Below are 19023 nucleotides of genomic sequence, written 5' to 3'. Positions count from 1 at the left end.
AGCGACTACATGAAACCAACTACGGTAATTGGTGCGGGCTTTGGTGGCCTGGCACTGGCAATTCGTTTACAGGCCGCAGGTATTCCTGTTTTGCTGCTTGAGCAGCGCGACAAGCCGGGTGGCCGGGCTTATGTTTATCAGGAGCAGGGCTTTACTTTTGATGCAGGCCCTACCGTTATCACCGATCCCAGCGCGATTGAAGAACTGTTTGCTCTGGCCGGTAAACAGCTTAAGGATTACGTCGAGCTGTTGCCGGTCACGCCGTTTTATCGCCTGTGCTGGGAGTCCGGCAAGGTCTTCAATTACGATAACGACCAGGCCCAGTTAGAAGCGCAGATACAGCAGTTTAATCCGCGCGATGTTGCGGGTTATCGAGCGTTCCTTGACTATTCGCGTGCCGTATTCAATGAGGGCTATCTGAAGCTCGGCACTGTGCCTTTTTTATCGTTCAAAGACATGCTTCGGGCCGCGCCCCAGTTGGCAAAGCTGCAGGCATGGCGCAGCGTTTACAGTAAAGTTGCCGGCTACATTGAGGATGAGCATCTTCGGCAGGCGTTTTCTTTTCACTCGCTCTTAGTGGGGGGGAATCCGTTTGCAACCTCGTCCATTTATACGCTGATTCACGCGTTAGAACGGGAATGGGGCGTCTGGTTTCCACGCGGTGGAACCGGTGCGCTGGTCAATGGCATGATCAAGCTGTTTCAGGATCTGGGCGGCGAAGTCGTGCTTAACGCCCGGGTCAGTCATATGGAAACCGTTGGGGACAAGATTCAGGCCGTGCAGTTGGAAGACGGCAGACGGTTTGAAACCTGCGCGGTGGCGTCGAACGCTGATGTTGTACATACCTATCGCGATCTGCTGTCTCAGCATCCCGCAGCCGCTAAGCAGGCGAAAAAACTGCAATCCAAGCGTATGAGTAACTCACTGTTTGTACTCTATTTTGGTCTCAACCATCATCACGATCAACTCGCCCATCATACCGTCTGTTTTGGGCCACGCTACCGTGAACTGATTCACGAAATTTTTAACCATGATGGTCTGGCTGAGGATTTTTCGCTTTATTTACACGCACCTTGTGTCACGGATCCGTCACTGGCACCGGAAGGGTGCGGCAGCTATTATGTGCTGGCGCCTGTTCCACACTTAGGCACGGCGAACCTCGACTGGGCGGTAGAAGGACCCCGACTGCGCGATCGTATTTTTGACTACCTTGAGCAACATTACATGCCTGGCTTGCGAAGCCAGTTGGTGACGCACCGTATGTTTACGCCGTTCGATTTCCGCGACGAGCTCAATGCCTGGCAAGGTTCGGCCTTCTCGGTTGAACCTATTCTGACCCAGAGCGCCTGGTTCCGACCACATAACCGCGATAAGCACATTGATAATCTTTATCTGGTTGGCGCAGGCACCCATCCTGGCGCGGGCATTCCCGGCGTAATCGGCTCGGCGAAGGCGACGGCAGGCTTAATGCTGGAGGACCTGATTTGACGAATACGTCATTACTGAATCATGCCGTCGAAACCATGGCGGTTGGCTCGAAAAGCTTTGCGACTGCATCGACGCTTTTCGACGCCAAAACCCGTCGCAGCGTGCTGATGCTTTACGCATGGTGCCGCCACTGCGACGACGTCATTGACGATCAAACACTGGGCTTTCATGCCGACCAGCCCTCTTCGCAGATGCCTGAGCAGCGCCTGCAGCAGCTTGAAATGAAAACGCGTCAGGCCTACGCCGGTTCGCAAATGCACGAGCCCGCTTTTGCCGCGTTTCAGGAGGTCGCGATGGCGCATGATATCGCTCCCGCCTACGCGTTCGACCATCTGGAAGGTTTTGCCATGGATGTGCGCGAAACGCGCTACCTGACACTGGACGATACGCTGCGTTATTGCTATCACGTCGCCGGTGTTGTGGGCCTGATGATGGCGCAAATTATGGGCGTTCGCGATAACGCCACGCTCGATCGCGCCTGCGATCTCGGGCTGGCTTTCCAGTTGACCAACATTGCGCGTGATATTGTCGACGATGCTCAGGTGGGCCGCTGTTATCTGCCTGAAAGCTGGCTGGAAGAGGAAGGACTGACGAAAGCGAATTATGCTGCGCCAGAAAACCGGCAGGCCTTAAGCCGTATCGCCGGGCGACTGGTACGGGAAGCGGAACCCTATTACGTATCATCAATGGCCGGTCTGGCACAATTACCCTTACGCTCGGCCTGGGCCATCGCGACAGCGAAGCAGGTGTACCGTAAAATTGGCGTGAAAGTTGAACAGGCCGGTAAGCAGGCCTGGGATCATCGCCAGTCCACGTCCACCGCCGAAAAATTAACGCTTTTGCTGACGGCATCCGGTCAGGCAGTTACTTCCCGGATGAAGACGTATCCACCCCGTCCTGCTCATCTCTGGCAGCGCCCGATCTAGCCGCATGCCTTTCTCTCAGCGTCGCCTGAAGTTTAGATAACGGTGGCGCGTACAGAAAACCAAAGGACACGCAGCCCTCTTTTCCCCTTACAGCATGATGCATACGGTGGGCCATGTATAACCGTTTCAGGTAGCCTTTGCGCGGTATGTAGCGGAACGGCCAGCGCTGGTGTACCAGTCCGTCGTGGACCATAAAATACAGTAAACCATAAGCGGTCATGCCTGCACCAATCCACTGGAGCGGCCAGATTCCTGTACTGCCGAAGTAAATCAGGGCAATCGACACAATGGCGAATACCACGGCATAGAGATCGTTAACTTCAAATGCGCCTTTACGCGGTTCATGATGTGAAAGATGCCAGCCCCAACCCCAGCCGTGCATGATGTATTTATGTGCCAGTGCAGCAACCACTTCCATGCCGACCACGGTGACAAACACGATCAGGGCATTCCAAATCCACAACATAATCTCTCCAGTACAGACGTCCGGCATCAAACGTGAGGAGTTAATTTTAACAGAGATTAGCCCGTCTACTTACGGGAAAGAGAAAAGGCGCGCCAGAAAGGCGCGCCTGGCATCAGAAATCCGCCTTCAGAACCACGCGGTAATTGGCTTTACCCGCGCGTACGTGCGCCAGCGCATCGTTAATTTTGGACATTGGGAAGTACTCTACCGTTGGGGCGATATCTGCACGACCAGCCAGCTTCAGCAGTGAACGTAACTGAGCCGGAGAGCCTGTTGACGAGCCAGTAACGGCACGGTCGCCCAGAATCAGACTAAAAGCCGGGACATCGAAAGGTTTCAGCACCGCGCCGACTGTATGGAACTTGCCGCGAGGAGCCAGTGCCGCAAAGTACGGCTGCCAGTCAAGATCGACCGCGACAGTGCTGATAATCAGATCGAACTGACCGGCCAGCGCTTTCAGCGCCTCGGGATCGCGACTGTTCACCACATGGTCTGCCCCCATGTCGAGGATAGCCTGCTTTTTGCTTTCAGATGAACTGAACGCCGTTACTTCCGCCCCCATGGCATGCAGGATTTTAATGGCGATATGACCCAGTCCACCAATCCCGATCACACCAACCCGGCTCATCGCCGTGATGTTGTGCATCAGCAGAGGCTTAAATACCGTGATACCGCCGCAGAGCAGTGGGCCTGCCGTGGCAGGATCCAGTTTTTCCGGCAGCGGAATGACCCATTGCCAGTTAGCACGCAGCTTCTCAGCGAAACCGCCGTGGTTGCCGATGGTCGTCGTCGTACCCTGTGCACAGTTAACGTGATCGCCACTGATGCAGGGATCGCAGTGCTGGCAGCTCTTGGCCGTCCAGCCAATGCCCACGCGCTGACCAACTTTCAGCCCTTTATTTTTTGCACTGTCGCCCAGTGCGGCTACGCGTCCGATGACCTCATGACCAGCAACCACGGGATAAGCCGAAATTCCCCACTCGTTATCGATCATCGACAGGTCGGAGTGACAGACACCACAATACTCAACCTCGACTTCAACATCTTCAGCGTCCAACGGGCCGGGATCATAGTCGTAACGCTCCAGCGCTTGTCCCGCCTGCATGGCTGCGTAACTCTTAATTGTCATTCTGTACCTCTTTTAACGCGTTGATTTGGCAGTCAGCGTATTCGCAACGGTCACGAACTGACCACCGCCAAGATGATGTAATGTATGGAGCGCGGGATCCACGGCCTCGAAATGCCAGCGGCCGTCATAAAATACCCGGCTGTCAGCCGCCGCAGTGATCACCTCACCAAACAGCGTGTCATAGGCCTGTTGCGCTTCCGTTTCAGGCAGCAGACGGCACTCCATCCACGCGACACAGCTCTCTTCCAGCAACGGCACGCCATAGTGCGGACTTTCGTGTGCCTGAATAGCGAAGTCGGCAAACTTGTCCTGATCGCGCCCGGACGTGCTGCCCACCGCATAAGCCATATCCACAAAACCCGCCGCCGGTACACAAATGCCAAATGCCCCGCTGGCTTCAATGATCTCACGTGACAATGTGGATTTATCCACAACGATAGCCATTCTTGCTGGTGTGAACTCAACGGGTAACGACCAGGCTGCGGCCATGATGTTGCGGCGCTTTGACTGACTGTCGCGACTGGTAATTAACACCGTGGGACCGTGATTAAGCAGACGGCTTGCGTGTTCCAGCGCTACCGGACGAAAATGCGACATGCAGTGTTCCTCAGACCTGAACCAAGCATAAATGACGCGACTGAACCCCAATATCAGGGAATAAAGCGCGTTACCTTAGCGGCTTTTATTTCGCTTCAGTTTGCCGCTTTGTGCCTTAACGTTAAAAATAATGTTTAATATCATGATTTAACATTGATGAAATCTGATAGTGCTGGCCTTTAAAGCGAAACCGCCGGATAGCTAATTCTAGTTTGGTTTGGTTTGATGTGGGAGAAATGAGATTAATCCTTATCGGTTTAAAATAAGGTCTGCACTGGCAGAACCTGGCTAAGTTTGTCACAGTCATTGAAGCCAACTTTCATGCTTTACAACAGGAGCCGCTATGAACAATGAAACACTACGGGCAGAACCGCTTACCTGGGGTCATGGGCCTCATCTTTTTGAAGTTTTTATCGAGCCCACCTGCCCTTTCTCCGTTCGGGCTTTCAATAAGCTGGATGCGCTCCTGAGCCTGGTCGGAGAAGATAAGATGACGCTTAAAGTCCATCTTCAGTCCCAGCCCTGGCATATGTATTCCGGGGTTATTGTGCGCTATATTCTTGCCGCCTCAGTACAAGGTAAAGCGGCGACTAAAGCCGTCCTCCAGGCGGTGGCCGATCACCGCGAAGCGTTTGAGTTCACTGACCACTGCCGTGGTCCTAACATGGACACCACGCCTAACCAACTCCTGGCACGGCTCAGGGATTACAGCGGCATTGATGCTTATGCGGCTTTCGATCGCCCTGACTTACAAAATCTGGTGAAATGGCACTGTAAGTATGCCCGTCAGAACGGGATTCATGTTTCGCCAACCTTCATGATTTATGGTCTGGTCCAGCCCGATATCGGCAGCGGCGATTCGGTTGAACAGTGGGCAGAACGCCTTTTGGCCTGATATTCCCCTGCGATGCACACAAACTGAGTGGATAACCCATAAACGGACGTAATATTCCCATGACAATGAATGTGGAACAAATAAAGGCTAAATATCCTGGCGCACTGTCGTGGTCATTTGGCGATTCACCTGAGCTGGCGAATGAACTGGCGACCCTGGTCCTGACCGGGAAGAAAATTGCCACCTGCAGCTCGTTGCAGGGCTGGTACGATGACGACGTCAGGCCGCTGCCTGGCGGTTACAACATTATTTTAGATGGCGAGAAAAAACCGCTGTGCGTCGTCAGAACGACCGGGCTTTTTCTGACGCGCTTTGATCGCGTCACGCCGGAAATGGCCATGATGGAAGGAGAAGGCGACCTGAGTCTTGAATACTGGCAGCGTGAACATCAACGCTTCTTCCAGCGCAACGGCGGATTCAGTCCCGAAATGGAGCTGATCTTTGAAACCTTCCAGCTGGTGGAAGTCATCTGACAAACCGCCCGTTCGCGCCCGTATTACATCCGAACGGGCGTTTTCATTCCGGGGCAGCAGGCCGAATCAACGGTGCAGCGCCATTGACCATCACGGTCCCGGCGAAACACATAGGTGGCGCGCCGGGTCGTTTCAACATGGTTTTCCTGCTGACAGGGATAACGCAGCACGGTTTCCATGATCACCAGCGCCGTTTCCCCCCTCAATGACCGCCATTCTGCCCTGCTCAACCACACGCTTATCCTGAACAATGGCCTTAAAAGCACGACGCATGGCGGCTTTGCGCGTTACCGTCATTCCCGGCTTTATCATCAGGCAGGCATCCTATGCATAGTGCTGCATCAATGCGTCGTAACCACGGGAAGTCATCGCCCTGTCGCATCGTCTGATAACCTGTAAAACAGGTAGCTCATTCATCAGCTCTTCCGCACACATTGCGGGTATGTTAAGTATATGCTTACCGATGTTAAAAGGAGTTAATCATGTTTAGTCATATGGTTGTTGGTACAGACGATATTGAACAGGCTAAAAAATTCTATGACGCCATTTTTGCCGTAATAGCGTGTGAAGAGCAGGGAATTGATGCCATAGGCCGCCCTTTTTATTCGAAAAATAACCAACGTTTTATTGTCACTAAGCCCATTAATGGTCAACCCGCCACCTTTGCCAATGGCGGAACCATTGGCTTTGCGATGCCCTCATCTGACGCCGTCTTCCGCTGGCATCAGCAGGGTCTCGAAAACGGCGGAACCTCGGCTGAATCCCCACCGCATATCAGAGAAACCGATGGTCGCTGTGTCGCTTATCTCAGAGATCCCACCGGTAACAAGCTGTGTGCTTTTTACAATCCGTCATAGTGTATGATCGGTTCTGTGCACGCAGCGAAAAAGCCTTGTAAACGGAGAGCCGTTGGATATTAATCTCGCTGGCTTTCTGCCTGCACTGTTGCCGATTGCGCTGTCACCTGGGGCGAGTTTCACTCTGGCGATGAACAGTGCACTTACATCAGGCTACAGAGGCTTGTTTAAAACACTGTTCGGCACTGCGCTGGGTATTTACACGCACGCGCTGCTGATTGGACTGGGGCTGTCGACGGCGCTGGTGGCGTCATCCACACTGTTCACCTGGCTAAAGATAGTGGGGGGCGTTTATTTACTGTGGCTTGGCGGACTGCTGTTTATCACCGGGATAAAGACAAAAACCTTTACGCTGAACGCCATGGACAGAGCGGTGACGATAAAAGGCGCCTGGCTGGCCAACGTCATTAACCCTAAAGCTATCCTGTTCTACCTGACGGTGGTTTCCCAGTTTACAGGCGACAGAACCGATTTGGCTGCCTTCCTGAGCCTGGCCACCGTACACATTGTAGTGATGTGTCTCTGGCTCACGCTTATCAGCCAGCTACTGGTTTTTTCAGCGCAAAGCGTGAATCCCGTTGTTCTGAAACGCTATGTAAACATGGCAGGGGGCCTTTTGCTGATAGTGATTGCCGTACACAACCTGGTATCCTGATCGTCAGCTCAACGCGGTCATCATAACTTTCATTCATATCGGAAGGCAGAGGGAAACAGATGGTAGCCGTTCAGCAATGGTATAAAGACGATTATCTGATCACGACAGATCGCGCAAGGATGGATATTGAGGCGATTCATCGCTATCTCACCCGCTCAACATGGGCAGCCGGTATTGATGGAGAAACCGTGGCCCTGTCGGTAGAGAACAGCTTAAATTTTGGCCTTTTTCATCATCAACAGCAGATCGGATTTGCCCGCTTTGTTACTGATTACGCCACCTTTGCCTATTTATGTGATGTCTACGTGCTGGAAGAGTATCAGGGCGCAGGTCTGGGAGGTTGGCTGATTACCTGCTGTCAGTCCCATCCCATCGTGGATAAACTTCGCAGGATGCTACTGTTCACCTCAACCGCGCCATGGCTATATAAAAAGTTCGGTTACGAGCCCGTCAACCGGCCCGATTACGCCTGGACGATTACCCGACCCGATATCTATCAGGCCCGTCGTTCAGACCGGGCCTGATAAGCCTGCTTTTCCGTCAGATTTAGCGGTCGGCGATGATGGCCAGCCGCTCACAGCCACGCGCCTCCAGTGCCTGCGCGGCCTGAGCGGCACGCATGCCGCTGGCGCAGACCAGAACAATGCGCTTATCCGCGGGCGGCTGCCAGCAGGCAATATCCTGTGGCAGTAGCCTCTCAGCATTCGTGCTGACGCTCACGGGGGCTTCATCCATCCCACGTAGCTCCACCACGCAGTCGTCTGGCGTCAACAAGGCAGGATCAATAAACGGAATCCCGGGTTTTTCCGGTTCCGGTGCCGCGTCAAAGCGGAACTGACGCAGTTGCCATGACACAAAATCACAGTTAATCATGCACCCTAACGGTGACGGCGACAGCGTTAGCAGTATGCTGAGCGCCATCTGAGCCTGCATTGCGCCTAAGGTGGCGACCGCCGGGCCTAAAACCCCCGCAGTGTTGCAGTTGCCTGATGCTTTGGGTAAACGGGGAAACAGCGCGCGATAGCTGGGCGCTCCGCCGCAGAATCCGCCAACATAGCCTTGTCTTCCCAGCACTGAGGCACTCACTAGGGGAATTCGTCGGGCATAGCAGTTGTCGGAGAGCAGATAGGTCACTGCAAAATTGTCTGCGGCGTCAATGACCAAATCAATCCCTGTCATTGCCGTATCGATAATGCTGGCACGCAGGGCATCAACATGCGGCTCGATGAGTATGTCAGGATTGCGTTGCGCCAGCGCACGCTGCGCGCAGAAAACCTTGGGCTCGCCAATGTCGGCAACGGTAAACAACGTCTGGCGATGCAAATTATGCAGCGTCACGACATCATGATCATACAGCCGAATATAGCCCACGCCGGCACCTGCGAGCAGGGGCAACAGGGTTGACGCGAGTCCACCCGCGCCCACGACCAGAACGCGGGCTGCAGCCAGCGCCTGCTGCCCCTCATCACCGACTTCGGGCAACATAGTCTGTCGTTGATATCGCGACATTTTCGCTCCTTAACTGAACTGCGCCAGACCAAAAACGGGCGTGGAGGCGACCGCCATATCCCGACGTTCCATCATGCCGGCCAACCGCGCCTGATGTCCTGACTGAATGGCACTGGCAAACGCTCCCGCCATGCGTACCGGATCGTGGGATTTCGCGACGGCGGTATTCAGCAACACGGCATCAAAGCCCAGCTCCATCGCCTGCGCCGCCTGGCTGGGAGCACCGATCCCTGCGTCAATGATCAGCGGAACGTCTTTAAACCAGGCACGCATGGTGCGTAAACCGTCAATATTGCGTAGCCCCTGCCCCGAGCCAATGGGCGCGCCCCAGGGCATCAGCACCTGACAGCCCGCTTCCAGCAGTTTTTCGCCCACAATCAGATCTTCTGTGGTGTAAGGAAAAACATGAAAACCTTCGGCACATAAAATACGGGCGGCCTCCACAAGGGCGAAAGGATCCGGTTGCAGGGTATCCGCGTGCCCGATCACTTCCAGTTTGATCCATGGCGTGGCAAACAGTTCGCGCGCCATATGCGCCGTCGTGACGGCTTCCCTGACGGTATGGCAACCCGCTGTATTGGGTAACACGCGCTTATTCAGCGTATTCAGTAAATCGCGAAAGGCCCCACCCTGATTCCCTTCCCGACGCAGACTGACCGTGATGATATCCGCACCGGAGGCCACAACAGCCTGCTGAAGAATATCCGGTGAGGGATAACCGGCCGTACCCAGTAAAAAACGGGAGTCGCCCTTGTAGTCGTAAAACATGATCAACCTCCCTGCATTGGCGACAGCACTTCCAGACGGCAGTTGGCCTCAAGCAACTGTGAGGCATAGCGCTCTCTGGGAACAAAGGTTCCATCGAGGGCACTGGCCACACAGCCAGCGTCAATGCCCTGCTCTTCTAACAACTCCGCAAGCGTCCCGGCTTTCGTCTCGATAGCACGACCATTTAGTTCGATTCGCATAGTAGTCTCTCTGTTGCAAGTTGATGCATGAGCTTTTCGGCCATAACCGGTGCCAGCAAAAAGCCATGGCGATACATACCGTTAATGGAAAAGACACCGTTTTCATAACGCACGTCGGGGAGGTTGTCGTGATAAGCAGGACGTAACCCCGTCCCGCTTTCGATAATGCGCGCTTCGGCAAGCGCAGGATGAATGCTGTAAGCAGCGCTCAGCAGCTCCATCATGGCGCGCGCGCTGATGGGGCTGGTATCCTGACTCTCAACCATGGTGGCCCCGAGCATAAAGTGCCCCTGCGCCCGGGGAACCAGATAGCAAGGAAAACGGGGATGCAGCAGGCGTAAAGGTCGGGAAAACGTGATCTCATCCGTTTGCAGTATTAGCATTTCGCCCCGCACCGCACGCAAGGCTGGCTGTGCCTCACGCGCATGAATACCGCGGCAATCAATAATGCGTCCGCTGGGCTTGCCAGCGTGAATACTGACGCCCGCGCTGACCAGACGTGCACGTAACTGTTGCATTGCCTGACGCGGATCGAGATGCGCTTCAGCCGGGAAAAATAATCCCCGGGCGAAGCGGTTTTCCAGCGCGGGTTCGATGTCACCTGGCGCAACCCACTGATGCGCTAGGGTCATGCTGGCAAACCGGGTAAGTTCGGCGCTGTCACGCGGTGGCGCGAGTACGAGTGTGCCCTGCTGTTCAACGCCACTTACGCGGGCTGCCCACCACGCTGCAGCGTGCTGTCCCCATTCAACGACCTGCTGAGGCGCACTTTCTGCCTCACACCAGGGTGCCAGCATGCCGCCAGCCCAGTAGGACGCCGCCTGACAATTCGGTTGCGTAATGACTTCAACCTTCTCGCCGTGTTCGGCCAGTAACGTCGCGATACAGAGTCCGGATACACCGCTGCCCAGCACTGACCAGCGGCTCATTGTCCGCCATCCTGATGGGGTAAAAACGGAATAAGGATAGTCACATTGGCCTCTCTGTTAGCTCTCAGAGACCCGCGATACAAGAAGGGAAAAAGCACAAGCCTGACAGAAACAGGCTCTGCGGCAAGCATCTACGCGATGCGCAGATGCCCGTCTTCCTACGCCAGTATCAACTGGGTCAGGTTCTAAGGGTCGCTAAGCCGCGCATGGCGCTATTAGCCTCTCAGTCTCTCTGGCGAGACTCCCCTGACGGGTTCTAGTTGTATTTTAAGCGACGCTGTTCGTCAAGGCTGACACGCAATTTATCGCCGGGTCCGGCAAGATAAATAGCGCATTCAGGGTACACCCATGTAGCGCAACAACGCCGTCATGCAGGCCGCGCCCAGAATAATGAAAATCAGCGGAGCTCTACGCCAGGCAAGGAACAGGGCAAACCCGACGCCCAGCACTCTGGCCATCCCTGCAAAATGCTGGCCTTCAAACAGCGTGGTGGTTGCCGCAACCGCAAGCAGCAGTACAGTGGCAGCATCGGATAACATATTTTGGGTTCGTTCACTGACGGGCAGACGATTGCCGAGTTTAACACCCGCGAAACGGATGGCGTAGGTGCCAGCAGCCAGCAACGCAATACCTGCAATAATCATGGCGTGATTCATTTGCGCGATCTCCATGTAAAGAGGCCAAGCAAGGAAAACAATACGGGCATACCGGCAGGTACGAAAGGCGTGACCACCAGCGACAAAAACGCACCAGTCATAGCAGGAATGCGGGTGCGCGCTTTGCGTAAGGCAGGAAAGATTAGCGCAATCAGGATCGCGGGAAAGACCGCATCCAGGCCGATAGCAGACACATTCGGAATAAACTGCCCTATCGCCGCGCCAGCCATTACGGTCACAGGCCAGATTACGCCAATACTGATGCCGCATATCCAGAATGCCTGGCGACGTTGCGCCAGCGTAGGCTGGGAAATGCCAAACACGACACTTTCATCATTCATGATGTGGCATCCTAGCAGACCCCGTCTGCCCTGACCGACCAAATCCTTGACAGTGATACCAAAAGGAAGATGACGCGCATTGACCAACAGCCCCGCCGCTGCCGCCGTGAGAGGACTGCCACCGCCCGCCACGATACCGATAAACAGGAATTCAGACGCCCCCGCCAGCACCAGCGTCGATAACGCCAGCGGCACCCAAAACGGAAAACCTTCTGCAAGAGCGAGCGAACCATATGACAGGCCAACAATGCCATCGGCAAGACAGACAAGGAAAATGGCTTTTATCACGCCCTTGTCCAGCGTCCCTTTTTTATCCAGCATCACGATTAAATCCCATAACGAACGATATACCCATTATAATGAACGGACCGCAGCAGCATTACAAGATGAACGATACGTTCGCCATAACGAACAGGATGCAGGATGAGTACACCCATTGATATTATCGCCAGCAGTTTAGTCAGAGAGCGCCAGCGGGCAGGACTGACTCTCGCAGAAGTCGCGCGTCGGGCTGGCATAGCAAAGTCGACCCTTTCTCAACTTGAGGCGGGGAACGGTAATCCTGGCATTGAGACGTTGTGGTCACTTTGCGTTGCCCTGAATATTCCGTTTGCCCGCCTGATGGAGCCGGAAGCGAACCGCCTGCAGGTTATTCGTCGCGGTGAAGGCCCTGCCGTTGCCGCCGAGCAGGCGGATTATAAAGCCGTCCTGCTGGCAACCTGTCCGCCCGGCGCGCGACGGGATATCTATCTGCTACACATACAGCCCGGCAGCGAGCGCCGCTCGCAACCGCACTCGCCAAACACCATTGAGCATCTCATCTTGACTCAGGGACGCGCGCTGGTCGGGCCCACAGACTCGCCCGTCGAACTGGCACCGGGCGACTACATCAGCTATCCCGGCGACACTGAACATATTTTTCGAGCGCTGGAGCCGGATACGCTGGCCGTGCTGGTCATGGAGCACATCTGAGGGTGCTCTGCCTCAGTCATCAGGCAGGCTAATCGCATCAAGGGAAATGACCCGATGTGCACTCCTTTCAAGTAGCGTGAGATCATGACTGACCAGCAGAATGGCGCAGCGTTGCTGCATGGCCAGATCAGTCAGTAAGGCCAGCGTCTGTTGCTGAACCACAGGATCGAGACGCGACGTGGGTTCATCGGCAAACAGGAACACGGGATTCAGCAACATCGCCCGAAGCAGCGAAAACCGCTGAAGCTCACCGCCTGACAATCCTGAAGCCGGACGGTGTAACAACGCCTGTCCGAGCCCCAATTGGCGCATCCGCTCATCACGTCGCCTCACCGGAATTGTGTGGCGCTGCAGCAGATCGTCGATGATCTGGGCCATAGTGATATCCGGTGGAAAAACCGCAGAAGGATCCTGGTACAGTTTTTGATAACGCAACGGATGAAACCTGCCCGGTCGGGTTATCGTTCCCTTATCAGGCTTAATCAAGCCCGATAGCGTATCTCCCAGGCTGCTTTTGCCACTGCCGCTCTCACCATAAAGCCCAACGATTTCACCGGCGCGAAAGCATAAATTTACATTGCGGAACAACGTTTTCCCGGCGCGTTTCAGAGTAAGCCCTTCGGCCCGTAATACGAGGGTGTCATCACAGGGCAACAACGTGGCCGGTGGCCAGGCATGGGGTTCGGCGGCCAGCAACTGTTTCGTATAAGCCTTCTGCGGCGCATTCAGGACTTGCGTGGCATTGCCCTGCTCAATCACCTTTCCCTTATGCATCACGACAATGTCACCGCCTAACTGCCTGGCCAGCGCGATATCATGGGTGATGGTCAGCAAGGCTTCGCCGCGGGCTACGGCCAGGTTGAGCATGTCACCAATTTCGTCCCGTCGCGCCACATCCAGTCCTTTCGTCGGTTCATCCGCGATAAGCAGAGTGGCACCGCCCGCCCGCGCAGCGGCAAAGCACACCCGTTGGGCCATTCCACCGGAAAGCTGCCAGGGGAAACGCTCTGCCGCGTGGGCCAGCCCCAGCGAGTCCAGCGCCAAACCTGCCGCCTGCTGCGCGCCCTGACGCGTGTACCCCTGTATGTACCGATAACCCTCTTCTGTCTGGCCTTTCACACGCATCGTCGGATCAAGCGCCAGCAAGGGCTCCTGAGGTAGAGCGGCAATACGGTGTCCCCACAGCGCACGGAGTGCTGTCAGATCGGTTCGCAGATTATATTGCTGCCCGTCAATGACTACCGTTCCTTCAGCCCGCAGTCCGTCGGGTAAGGCGCCGAAAATGGCCTGCGCAAACAGACTTTTTCCCGATCCTGTCTCACCAATGAAGGTGACGGGCCTGCCGGGATGGATGCTCAGACTTACAGGCTCAAGAATGCAGGTATCCGCGAAGACGGCGACCTGTTTGATTACGATGCTTGCCATTTGCGCTCCTTGTTGACCAACAAATTCAGCCCCACCAGCAGGATAAACAGCACAACCACAGGCTGCAGTAATAGCCAGGGCGCTTCCCAGGCATAGGGGAACAGCTCCGTCATCATCAGGCCCAGCTCAGGTGTGGGTGGACGTACGCCAACACTGATAAATCCCAGCGCCGATACGGCCATAATGGCATTGCTGAATGCATAGACGGTCAGTGTCAGCAATAACGGAGACAGGGCCGGCCAAAGATGTCGGCGAAAGAGATAAACAATGGAGAAGCCAAGCAGTGAAGATGACTGAACGGCTGGCGACATGACCACAGGCCGCAGCGTGGCGCGCGTCACACGGAAAAATTCCACCCACAGTACCAGTGAAAGTCCCAGCCATAACATGAGCGGCGCGTCAGGTGCGATTGCGGCGAGCAGCAGGACTAACAGCAGGCCCGGCAGCGCCAGACACATGTCGGCCAGCATACCGAAAAGTCGATCGACCCATCCGCCGTACCAGGCGCTGGCTATTCCCGCCAGCAGCCCCATGAGCATTGCTGTAATCACACACAGGGCCGCCAGCCCCAGCGACAATCGCAGCGCCGCACTCAGGCGCGCCAGCATCGAACGCCCTAAATGGTCATAACCCAGCCACGCGTTACCCGAGGGCGGCGTTAACATCTGTAACAAATCCAGCTGCAGGGGATCGTTCTGATTCAACAACGGCATCAGCCATGCAAAGGCCAGCAAGGTTAAAATTATCACCAGCCCCGTTTTTTGGCGGTACGTCATACGCGTTTACCTCGGGGATCCAGGACATAACACACGCCATCAACAAGCATATTTAAGGTGACAAAGGTCAATCCCAGTACCACCGCACTGGCCTGAATCACCGGAACATCCCGGGCAAAAATCGCATGTACCAGCGCGTGTCCGACACCTGGCCAGGCAAAAAGAGTTTCGATCACCACCACACCTTCCACTAACCAGACGAACTGCATGCCGATCCAGGTGACGACAGGGACACTGAGATTGCGCAAACCATGTCGCAAAAACAGGTGCGGCGCGGAAAGGCCCTTTTGCGCTCCCCAGCGATACCAGCCTGCTTTCACTGCCTGACAGGTTGCCTCACGGACAACACGCGCCCCTACCGCGCTCAGCGTTAATGCCAGCGTCAGCGCCGGGAGGATGAAATGTTGCCCTTCCCCATGCCCCGCACTGGGTAGCCAGTTCAGGCGCAGCGAAAACAACATAATCAGAAGTAAACCCAGGGCAAAATGTGGAATCGATTTAAACGTGGGTGCCAGCACGTTAATGAGCCGATCAACAACACCGCCCGGCCGACATCCTGCCCAGCCCCCCGCAGGAATAATGAGAATCAACATCATCAGCAGTGCTACACCGGCCAGAGCAAGGGTTTGTGTTAACTGCCAGCCCAGCTCACTGCTGACCGGCTCCCCTGAGACGAGAGATCGCCCGAAATCGAAGCGCAGCAGATCCCACATCCAGTGCCATAGTGCATTTCCCTGAGCGGAAAAGTCCGTCAGCTGTTGCTGCACGCGGGTAACCGCCGCCAGGTCGACCCGGTCATAACCATATCGTCCCGACGCAATGCGCCACGCCATATCGCCCGGTAACGCCTGTACTAAAACGAACGTTAAAATACCGACGGCAAAAATCACAAAGGCAGCCTGACCCAAACGCCAGACGAGTTGTTTAAGCATTATTCCACCCATTTCATTTCACGCAGGCCAAAATGGCGTTCAAAGGGATCCAGTTTTATGGCGGCGAGCTTCGCGTTTGCTGCTGCTGACTGCTGGTACCAGGCAACCGGAATAACCGGTAAATCACGCTGTAATGCGGCGGTGATGACCGCTCTTGCCTGCTGTCGTTGATCAGGATCGTTGCTACGTGAAAGCGTGCTGAGCGCCTTATCAAACGCGTTGTCGTGCCAGTTCATTGCGCCCCAGTCACCTCCCTGCGAACCGTAATCCTGAAGTAGCGTGCCGCCAGGATCCGGCGTCAGGGCGAAATTACGGGCATAGAGCGCCATTTGCAGGCTGCCATCATGGTGACGCGCGGGTATCTCACTGGAATTGGTTGAATTAATGATGACCTCGATCCCGACCTCTCGCAGTTGTTGCTGAATGACCATGGCGATTAAGGGCAGCTCGGGGCGATCGGGATATGTCAGCAGCGTGAGGGTAAAGCGCTGGCCAGCGCGGGTTAACATGCCGTCCCGGCCGGATATCCATCCGGACTGTGCCAGTAAGGCGGCGGCACGCTGAGGAGCATAATCCAGAGGCTGTAAAGACGCGTTGTGCCACCCGGCCATAGAGGGCGGGAACATCTGTGTTGCCGCACCGGGATAGCGTAATATGGCCGCAGACAGCGCATTCCGATTGATCGCCAGGCTGAGCGCTTCGCGCGTGGTTTGTTCCTTCAGGAACGGATGAGCGACGTTCAGCTTCAGCATCACCGTACGGGGTACGGAAACGGTAAGCACCTGTAGTGAACTTTTGTGTGACAAGCGCTGACGGCTGGCGGCGTCCAGATTAAAGACGTAATCCGCATCACCACTTTCTGCAAGTAATGCGCGCGTTTCGGCCCGACCCGCGGACAAATAACGGGCACGTTCAATGCTGGGTTTCTCTCCCCAGTATCCTTCAAACCGTTTTACACTCAGTGACTGAGGTGGCTGGAAACTGACGAGCTGGAAAGGGCCACTGCCGATGACGCGCGTAATGGTATTGGTATCGTCCCAGGAACTCAGCGCGAGGATTTGCGAACGGCTTTCAGCCAGCACCGCCAGCAGCGGCGTGAAAGGCTCGCTCAGCGTGACCGTCACACGCCGATCTTCTCCGCTGACCGACGTAATGGGTGCCTTGTCGAGTAAACCTGGCTTACTGCGGGCGGTATTCAGCGATTTTACGACGCTCTCAGCAGTAACAGGCGATCCATCATGAAAATGGGCGTTGCTCCGCAGCGTAAAACGCCATTGTAGCCCATCAGGCGAAATGTCCCAGCTTTCGGCTAACGCGGGTACCGCCTTGCCTTTCTCATCCGTTTCCACCAGCGTTTCGACCACATCCATACGAAGCAGAATGTCGCCTGAAAGGGCGGGATCGGGACCTTTAATCTCGAAAGGTGCGGCAATGCGAACGGGCTGATTGCGATCGGCGTAAGCACTTAATGACGCAAACAGCAGGCCAGTAAGCGTACCGAAAAACCAGTATTTGAATTGTGTCATGATATGTCTGTTTACCACATAATGTTTCCCAGAATTAATTATGTTATAACATAACAATTAAAATATGAACCCGTTTAACGCTCAGCCAGTCGCATCAGCCTGTTCGCTTTCAGTCTTAACAGCAAAGAAATGGAAACCCTGAGTCCAACAAAGCATATTGAAAATGGCCTCCATTTTGTTATGTTATAACATAATATATTCGCCATTTAAGGATCACTTCATGTCAGGCCACTCTCTTTCATCGCCCACAGACAAACGTTTGCCCGTTTCCGTGCTGTCCGGCTTTCTCGGGGCAGGCAAAACCACCCTTCTCAACCATATCCTCAATAACCGTGAAGGCAGGCGCATCGCCGTGATTGTCAATGACATGTCGGAAGTCAACATTGATGCAGCCTTAGTACGTAATGGCGGTGCGGCACTGTCTCGTACGGATGAAAAGCTGGTGGAAATGAGCAACGGCTGCATCTGTTGCACACTACGTGAGGATCTTTTGCTGGAGGTGAAACGGCTGGCGTCGGAAGATCGTTTCGACCATCTGGTCATTGAATCAACCGGCATTTCCGAACCGCTGCCCGTTGCTGAAACGTTTACCTTTGCCGATGAAGAAGGTGAAAGCCTGTCGACGGTGGCAAGGCTGGATACCATGATCACTGTTGTGGATGGTTATAACTTTCTTCGTGACTACCGTTCACTGGACTCCTTACAGGCGCGTGGCGAATCACTGGGCGAAGAGGATGAGCGCTCGGTTGTGGATTTGCTGATCGATCAGATTGAATTTTGCGATGTTTTGATTGTGAACAAAACCGATCTTATCAGCCATGAGGATCAACGTACGCTCAAAGCGATGCTGCACAGGTTGAATCCACGGGCGCGCATTATCACCAGCCATTTTGGTAATGTTCCGCTCGATCAGGTACTGGATACCGGCCTGTTTGACTTTGACCAGGCCGCTCAGGCACCAGGCTGGCTAAAAGAACTTCGCGGCGAGCATCAGCCAGAAACAGAAGAGTACGGTATTCGTAGCTTTGTCTATCGCGCAAGACGTCCGTTTCATCCTGAACGATTCTGGCATGCGGTTAATCATCAGCTTGAGGGGGTGATCCGTTCGAAAGGTTATTTCTGGCTGGCCAGCCGTCCTGAATATGCAGCGTCGTGGTCTCAGGCGGGTGCGATAGCCCGGCATGGCTATGCAGGCAGCTGGTGGGCCAGTATCCCGCGTGATAAATGGCCACAGGACAGTGAATCCCTCGCGTTTATTACCGACAACTGGATAGACGGGACGGGCGATGCACGACAGGAACTGGTTTTTATCGGCATTGATATGGATGAAACGACAGTGCGTGCTGCGCTTGATCACGCATTGTTAACCCCTCAGGAAATGGCGGCGGGGCCGGGATACTGGGTGACGCTTTCCGATCCCCTGCCCGGCTGGTTCGATAACGCTGAATCGTAACGGATGTTTTTCTGCAAAGGATCCTGTTTTGTGTCAGGCAGAAATCAATG

At 54.9% G+C, this 19023-nt stretch carries 22 protein-coding genes, 1 pseudogene and 1 riboswitch; of the genes and pseudogenes, 9 read left to right on the top strand and 14 right to left on the bottom strand.

Features of this window, described 5'->3' with window-relative positions; translation table 11 throughout:
- The first annotated feature begins 9 nt into the window (after positions 1–9).
- Entirely contained in the window at positions 10–1488 is a 1479-nt protein-coding gene (locus F7Q90_RS03130; protein WP_006122048.1) for a phytoene desaturase, read from the top strand.
- The gene (gene crtB, locus F7Q90_RS03125; RefSeq protein ID WP_006122047.1) at positions 1485–2414 is read left to right on the top strand and encodes a 15-cis-phytoene synthase CrtB; all 930 of its coding nucleotides are present in this window, start codon (positions 1485–1487) and stop codon (positions 2412–2414) included. Before F7Q90_RS03130 ends, crtB begins: the two co-directional genes overlap by 4 nt.
- On the opposite strand, the gene F7Q90_RS03120 is transcribed toward crtB, so the two are convergent.
- The 3 genes from F7Q90_RS03120 to F7Q90_RS03110 all read right to left on the bottom strand — a co-directional run bounded on the left by F7Q90_RS03120 (position 2353) and on the right by F7Q90_RS03110 (position 4606).
- A complete protein-coding gene (locus tag F7Q90_RS03120) occupies positions 2353–2880 on the bottom strand; it encodes a sterol desaturase family protein (RefSeq protein ID WP_006122046.1) in 528 nt (175 codons plus the stop codon). The genes crtB and F7Q90_RS03120 overlap by 62 nt on opposite strands.
- Positions 2881–2992: 112 nt before the next feature.
- A complete protein-coding gene (gene ahr / locus F7Q90_RS03115) occupies positions 2993–4009 on the bottom strand; it encodes an NADPH-dependent aldehyde reductase Ahr (RefSeq protein WP_006122045.1) in 1017 nt (338 codons plus the stop codon).
- A gap of 12 nt (positions 4010–4021) precedes the next feature.
- A complete protein-coding gene (locus F7Q90_RS03110; RefSeq protein ID WP_006122044.1) occupies positions 4022–4606 on the bottom strand; it encodes a flavin reductase family protein in 585 nt (194 codons plus the stop codon).
- A 343-nt stretch (positions 4607–4949) separates the two neighbouring features.
- Here F7Q90_RS03110 and F7Q90_RS03105 point away from each other — a divergent pair, with 343 nt between their 5' ends.
- Both F7Q90_RS03105 and F7Q90_RS03100 read left to right on the top strand, forming a co-directional pair.
- Positions 4950–5501, top strand: coding sequence for a hypothetical protein (locus tag F7Q90_RS03105; protein ID WP_006122043.1), 552 nt, complete (start codon positions 4950–4952; stop codon positions 5499–5501).
- Between the two features lie 59 nt (positions 5502–5560).
- Positions 5561–5974, top strand: a complete 414-nt coding sequence (locus tag F7Q90_RS03100; protein WP_006122042.1) for an ASCH domain-containing protein — start codon at positions 5561–5563, stop codon at positions 5972–5974.
- Positions 5975–5997: 23 nt separating this feature from the next.
- On the opposite strand, the pseudogene F7Q90_RS03095 reads toward F7Q90_RS03100, so the two are convergent.
- Positions 5998–6391: pseudogene (locus F7Q90_RS03095) on the bottom strand (YybH family protein).
- A 65-nt stretch (positions 6392–6456) separates the two neighbouring features.
- On the opposite strand from F7Q90_RS03095, the gene F7Q90_RS03090 reads away from it, so the two are divergent.
- From F7Q90_RS03090 to F7Q90_RS03080, 3 genes are read left to right on the top strand one after another with little or no spacing between them, the layout of a single operon-like run.
- The gene (locus F7Q90_RS03090; RefSeq protein WP_006122041.1) at positions 6457–6831 is read left to right on the top strand and encodes a VOC family protein; all 375 of its coding nucleotides are present in this window, start codon (positions 6457–6459) and stop codon (positions 6829–6831) included.
- Between the two features lie 52 nt (positions 6832–6883).
- A complete protein-coding gene (locus F7Q90_RS03085) occupies positions 6884–7486 on the top strand; it encodes a LysE family translocator (protein ID WP_006122040.1) in 603 nt (200 codons plus the stop codon).
- A gap of 59 nt (positions 7487–7545) precedes the next feature.
- On the top strand, positions 7546–8010 hold the full coding sequence (locus F7Q90_RS03080) for a GNAT family N-acetyltransferase (protein ID WP_006122039.1): 465 nt from the start codon (positions 7546–7548) through the stop codon (positions 8008–8010).
- A gap of 22 nt (positions 8011–8032) precedes the next feature.
- Here the strand turns inward: F7Q90_RS03080 and F7Q90_RS03075 are convergent, their stop codons facing one another.
- From F7Q90_RS03075 to F7Q90_RS03050, 6 genes are all read right to left on the bottom strand, one after another.
- Complete coding sequence (locus tag F7Q90_RS03075; protein ID WP_006122038.1) at positions 8033–8995, bottom strand: HesA/MoeB/ThiF family protein; 963 nt, start codon at positions 8993–8995, stop codon at positions 8033–8035.
- A gap of 9 nt (positions 8996–9004) precedes the next feature.
- Positions 9005–9763, bottom strand: a complete 759-nt coding sequence (locus F7Q90_RS03070; RefSeq protein WP_006122037.1) for a thiazole synthase — start codon at positions 9761–9763, stop codon at positions 9005–9007.
- 2 nt (positions 9764–9765) lie between these two features.
- Positions 9766–9963, bottom strand: coding sequence for a sulfur carrier protein ThiS (thiS, locus tag F7Q90_RS03065; protein ID WP_006122036.1), 198 nt, complete (start codon positions 9961–9963; stop codon positions 9766–9768).
- Positions 9948–10892 (bottom strand): FAD-dependent oxidoreductase, encoded by a 945-nt coding sequence (locus tag F7Q90_RS03060; RefSeq protein ID WP_006122035.1) that lies wholly within the window; start codon positions 10890–10892, stop codon positions 9948–9950. Before F7Q90_RS03060 ends, thiS begins: the two co-directional genes overlap by 16 nt.
- Before the next feature lie 138 nt (positions 10893–11030).
- Positions 11031–11150: riboswitch (TPP riboswitch) on the bottom strand.
- A 77-nt stretch (positions 11151–11227) separates the two neighbouring features.
- Positions 11228–11548, bottom strand: a complete 321-nt coding sequence (locus F7Q90_RS03055; RefSeq protein WP_006122033.1) for an AzlD domain-containing protein — start codon at positions 11546–11548, stop codon at positions 11228–11230.
- A complete protein-coding gene (locus F7Q90_RS03050) occupies positions 11545–12210 on the bottom strand; it encodes an AzlC family ABC transporter permease (RefSeq protein WP_006122032.1) in 666 nt (221 codons plus the stop codon). Before F7Q90_RS03050 ends, F7Q90_RS03055 begins: the two co-directional genes overlap by 4 nt.
- Before the next feature lie 102 nt (positions 12211–12312).
- On the opposite strand from F7Q90_RS03050, the gene F7Q90_RS03045 reads away from it, so the two are divergent.
- The gene (locus F7Q90_RS03045; RefSeq protein ID WP_006122031.1) at positions 12313–12861 is read left to right on the top strand and encodes a helix-turn-helix domain-containing protein; all 549 of its coding nucleotides are present in this window, start codon (positions 12313–12315) and stop codon (positions 12859–12861) included.
- 12 nt (positions 12862–12873) lie between these two features.
- On the opposite strand, the gene F7Q90_RS03040 is transcribed toward F7Q90_RS03045, so the two are convergent.
- The 4 genes from F7Q90_RS03040 to F7Q90_RS03025 are packed head-to-tail and all read right to left on the bottom strand — an operon-like array spanning position 12874 to position 17520.
- Positions 12874–14286, bottom strand: coding sequence for an ABC transporter ATP-binding protein (locus F7Q90_RS03040; protein ID WP_006122030.1), 1413 nt, complete (start codon positions 14284–14286; stop codon positions 12874–12876).
- Positions 14271–15062 carry an ABC transporter permease gene (locus tag F7Q90_RS03035; RefSeq protein ID WP_006122029.1) on the bottom strand — a complete coding sequence of 264 codons (792 nt, stop codon included), beginning with the start codon at positions 15060–15062 and terminating at the stop codon, positions 14271–14273. The genes F7Q90_RS03040 and F7Q90_RS03035 overlap by 16 nt, the downstream gene beginning before the upstream one ends.
- Positions 15059–15994: an ABC transporter permease gene (locus F7Q90_RS03030; RefSeq protein ID WP_006122028.1), complete on the bottom strand. Its 936-nt coding sequence runs from the start codon at positions 15992–15994 to the stop codon at positions 15059–15061. Before F7Q90_RS03030 ends, F7Q90_RS03035 begins: the two co-directional genes overlap by 4 nt.
- The gene (locus F7Q90_RS03025) at positions 15994–17520 is read right to left on the bottom strand and encodes an ABC transporter substrate-binding protein (protein ID WP_006122027.1); all 1527 of its coding nucleotides are present in this window, start codon (positions 17518–17520) and stop codon (positions 15994–15996) included. Before F7Q90_RS03025 ends, F7Q90_RS03030 begins: the two co-directional genes overlap by 1 nt.
- A gap of 220 nt (positions 17521–17740) precedes the next feature.
- Between F7Q90_RS03025 and zigA the strand changes: the two genes are divergently transcribed.
- Entirely contained in the window at positions 17741–18973 is a 1233-nt protein-coding gene (gene zigA / locus F7Q90_RS03020) for a zinc metallochaperone GTPase ZigA (RefSeq protein ID WP_006122026.1), read from the top strand.
- Positions 18974–19023: the final 50 nt, after the last annotated feature.

Origin of the sequence: Pantoea stewartii subsp. stewartii (assembly GCF_008801695.1) — a bacterium.
In the GTDB taxonomy this organism is placed as follows: Bacteria; Pseudomonadota; Gammaproteobacteria; order Enterobacterales; family Enterobacteriaceae; genus Pantoea; species Pantoea stewartii.
The sequence above is the reverse complement of the archived record's forward strand: the minus strand, read 5'-3'. Positions and strand labels throughout refer to the sequence as shown.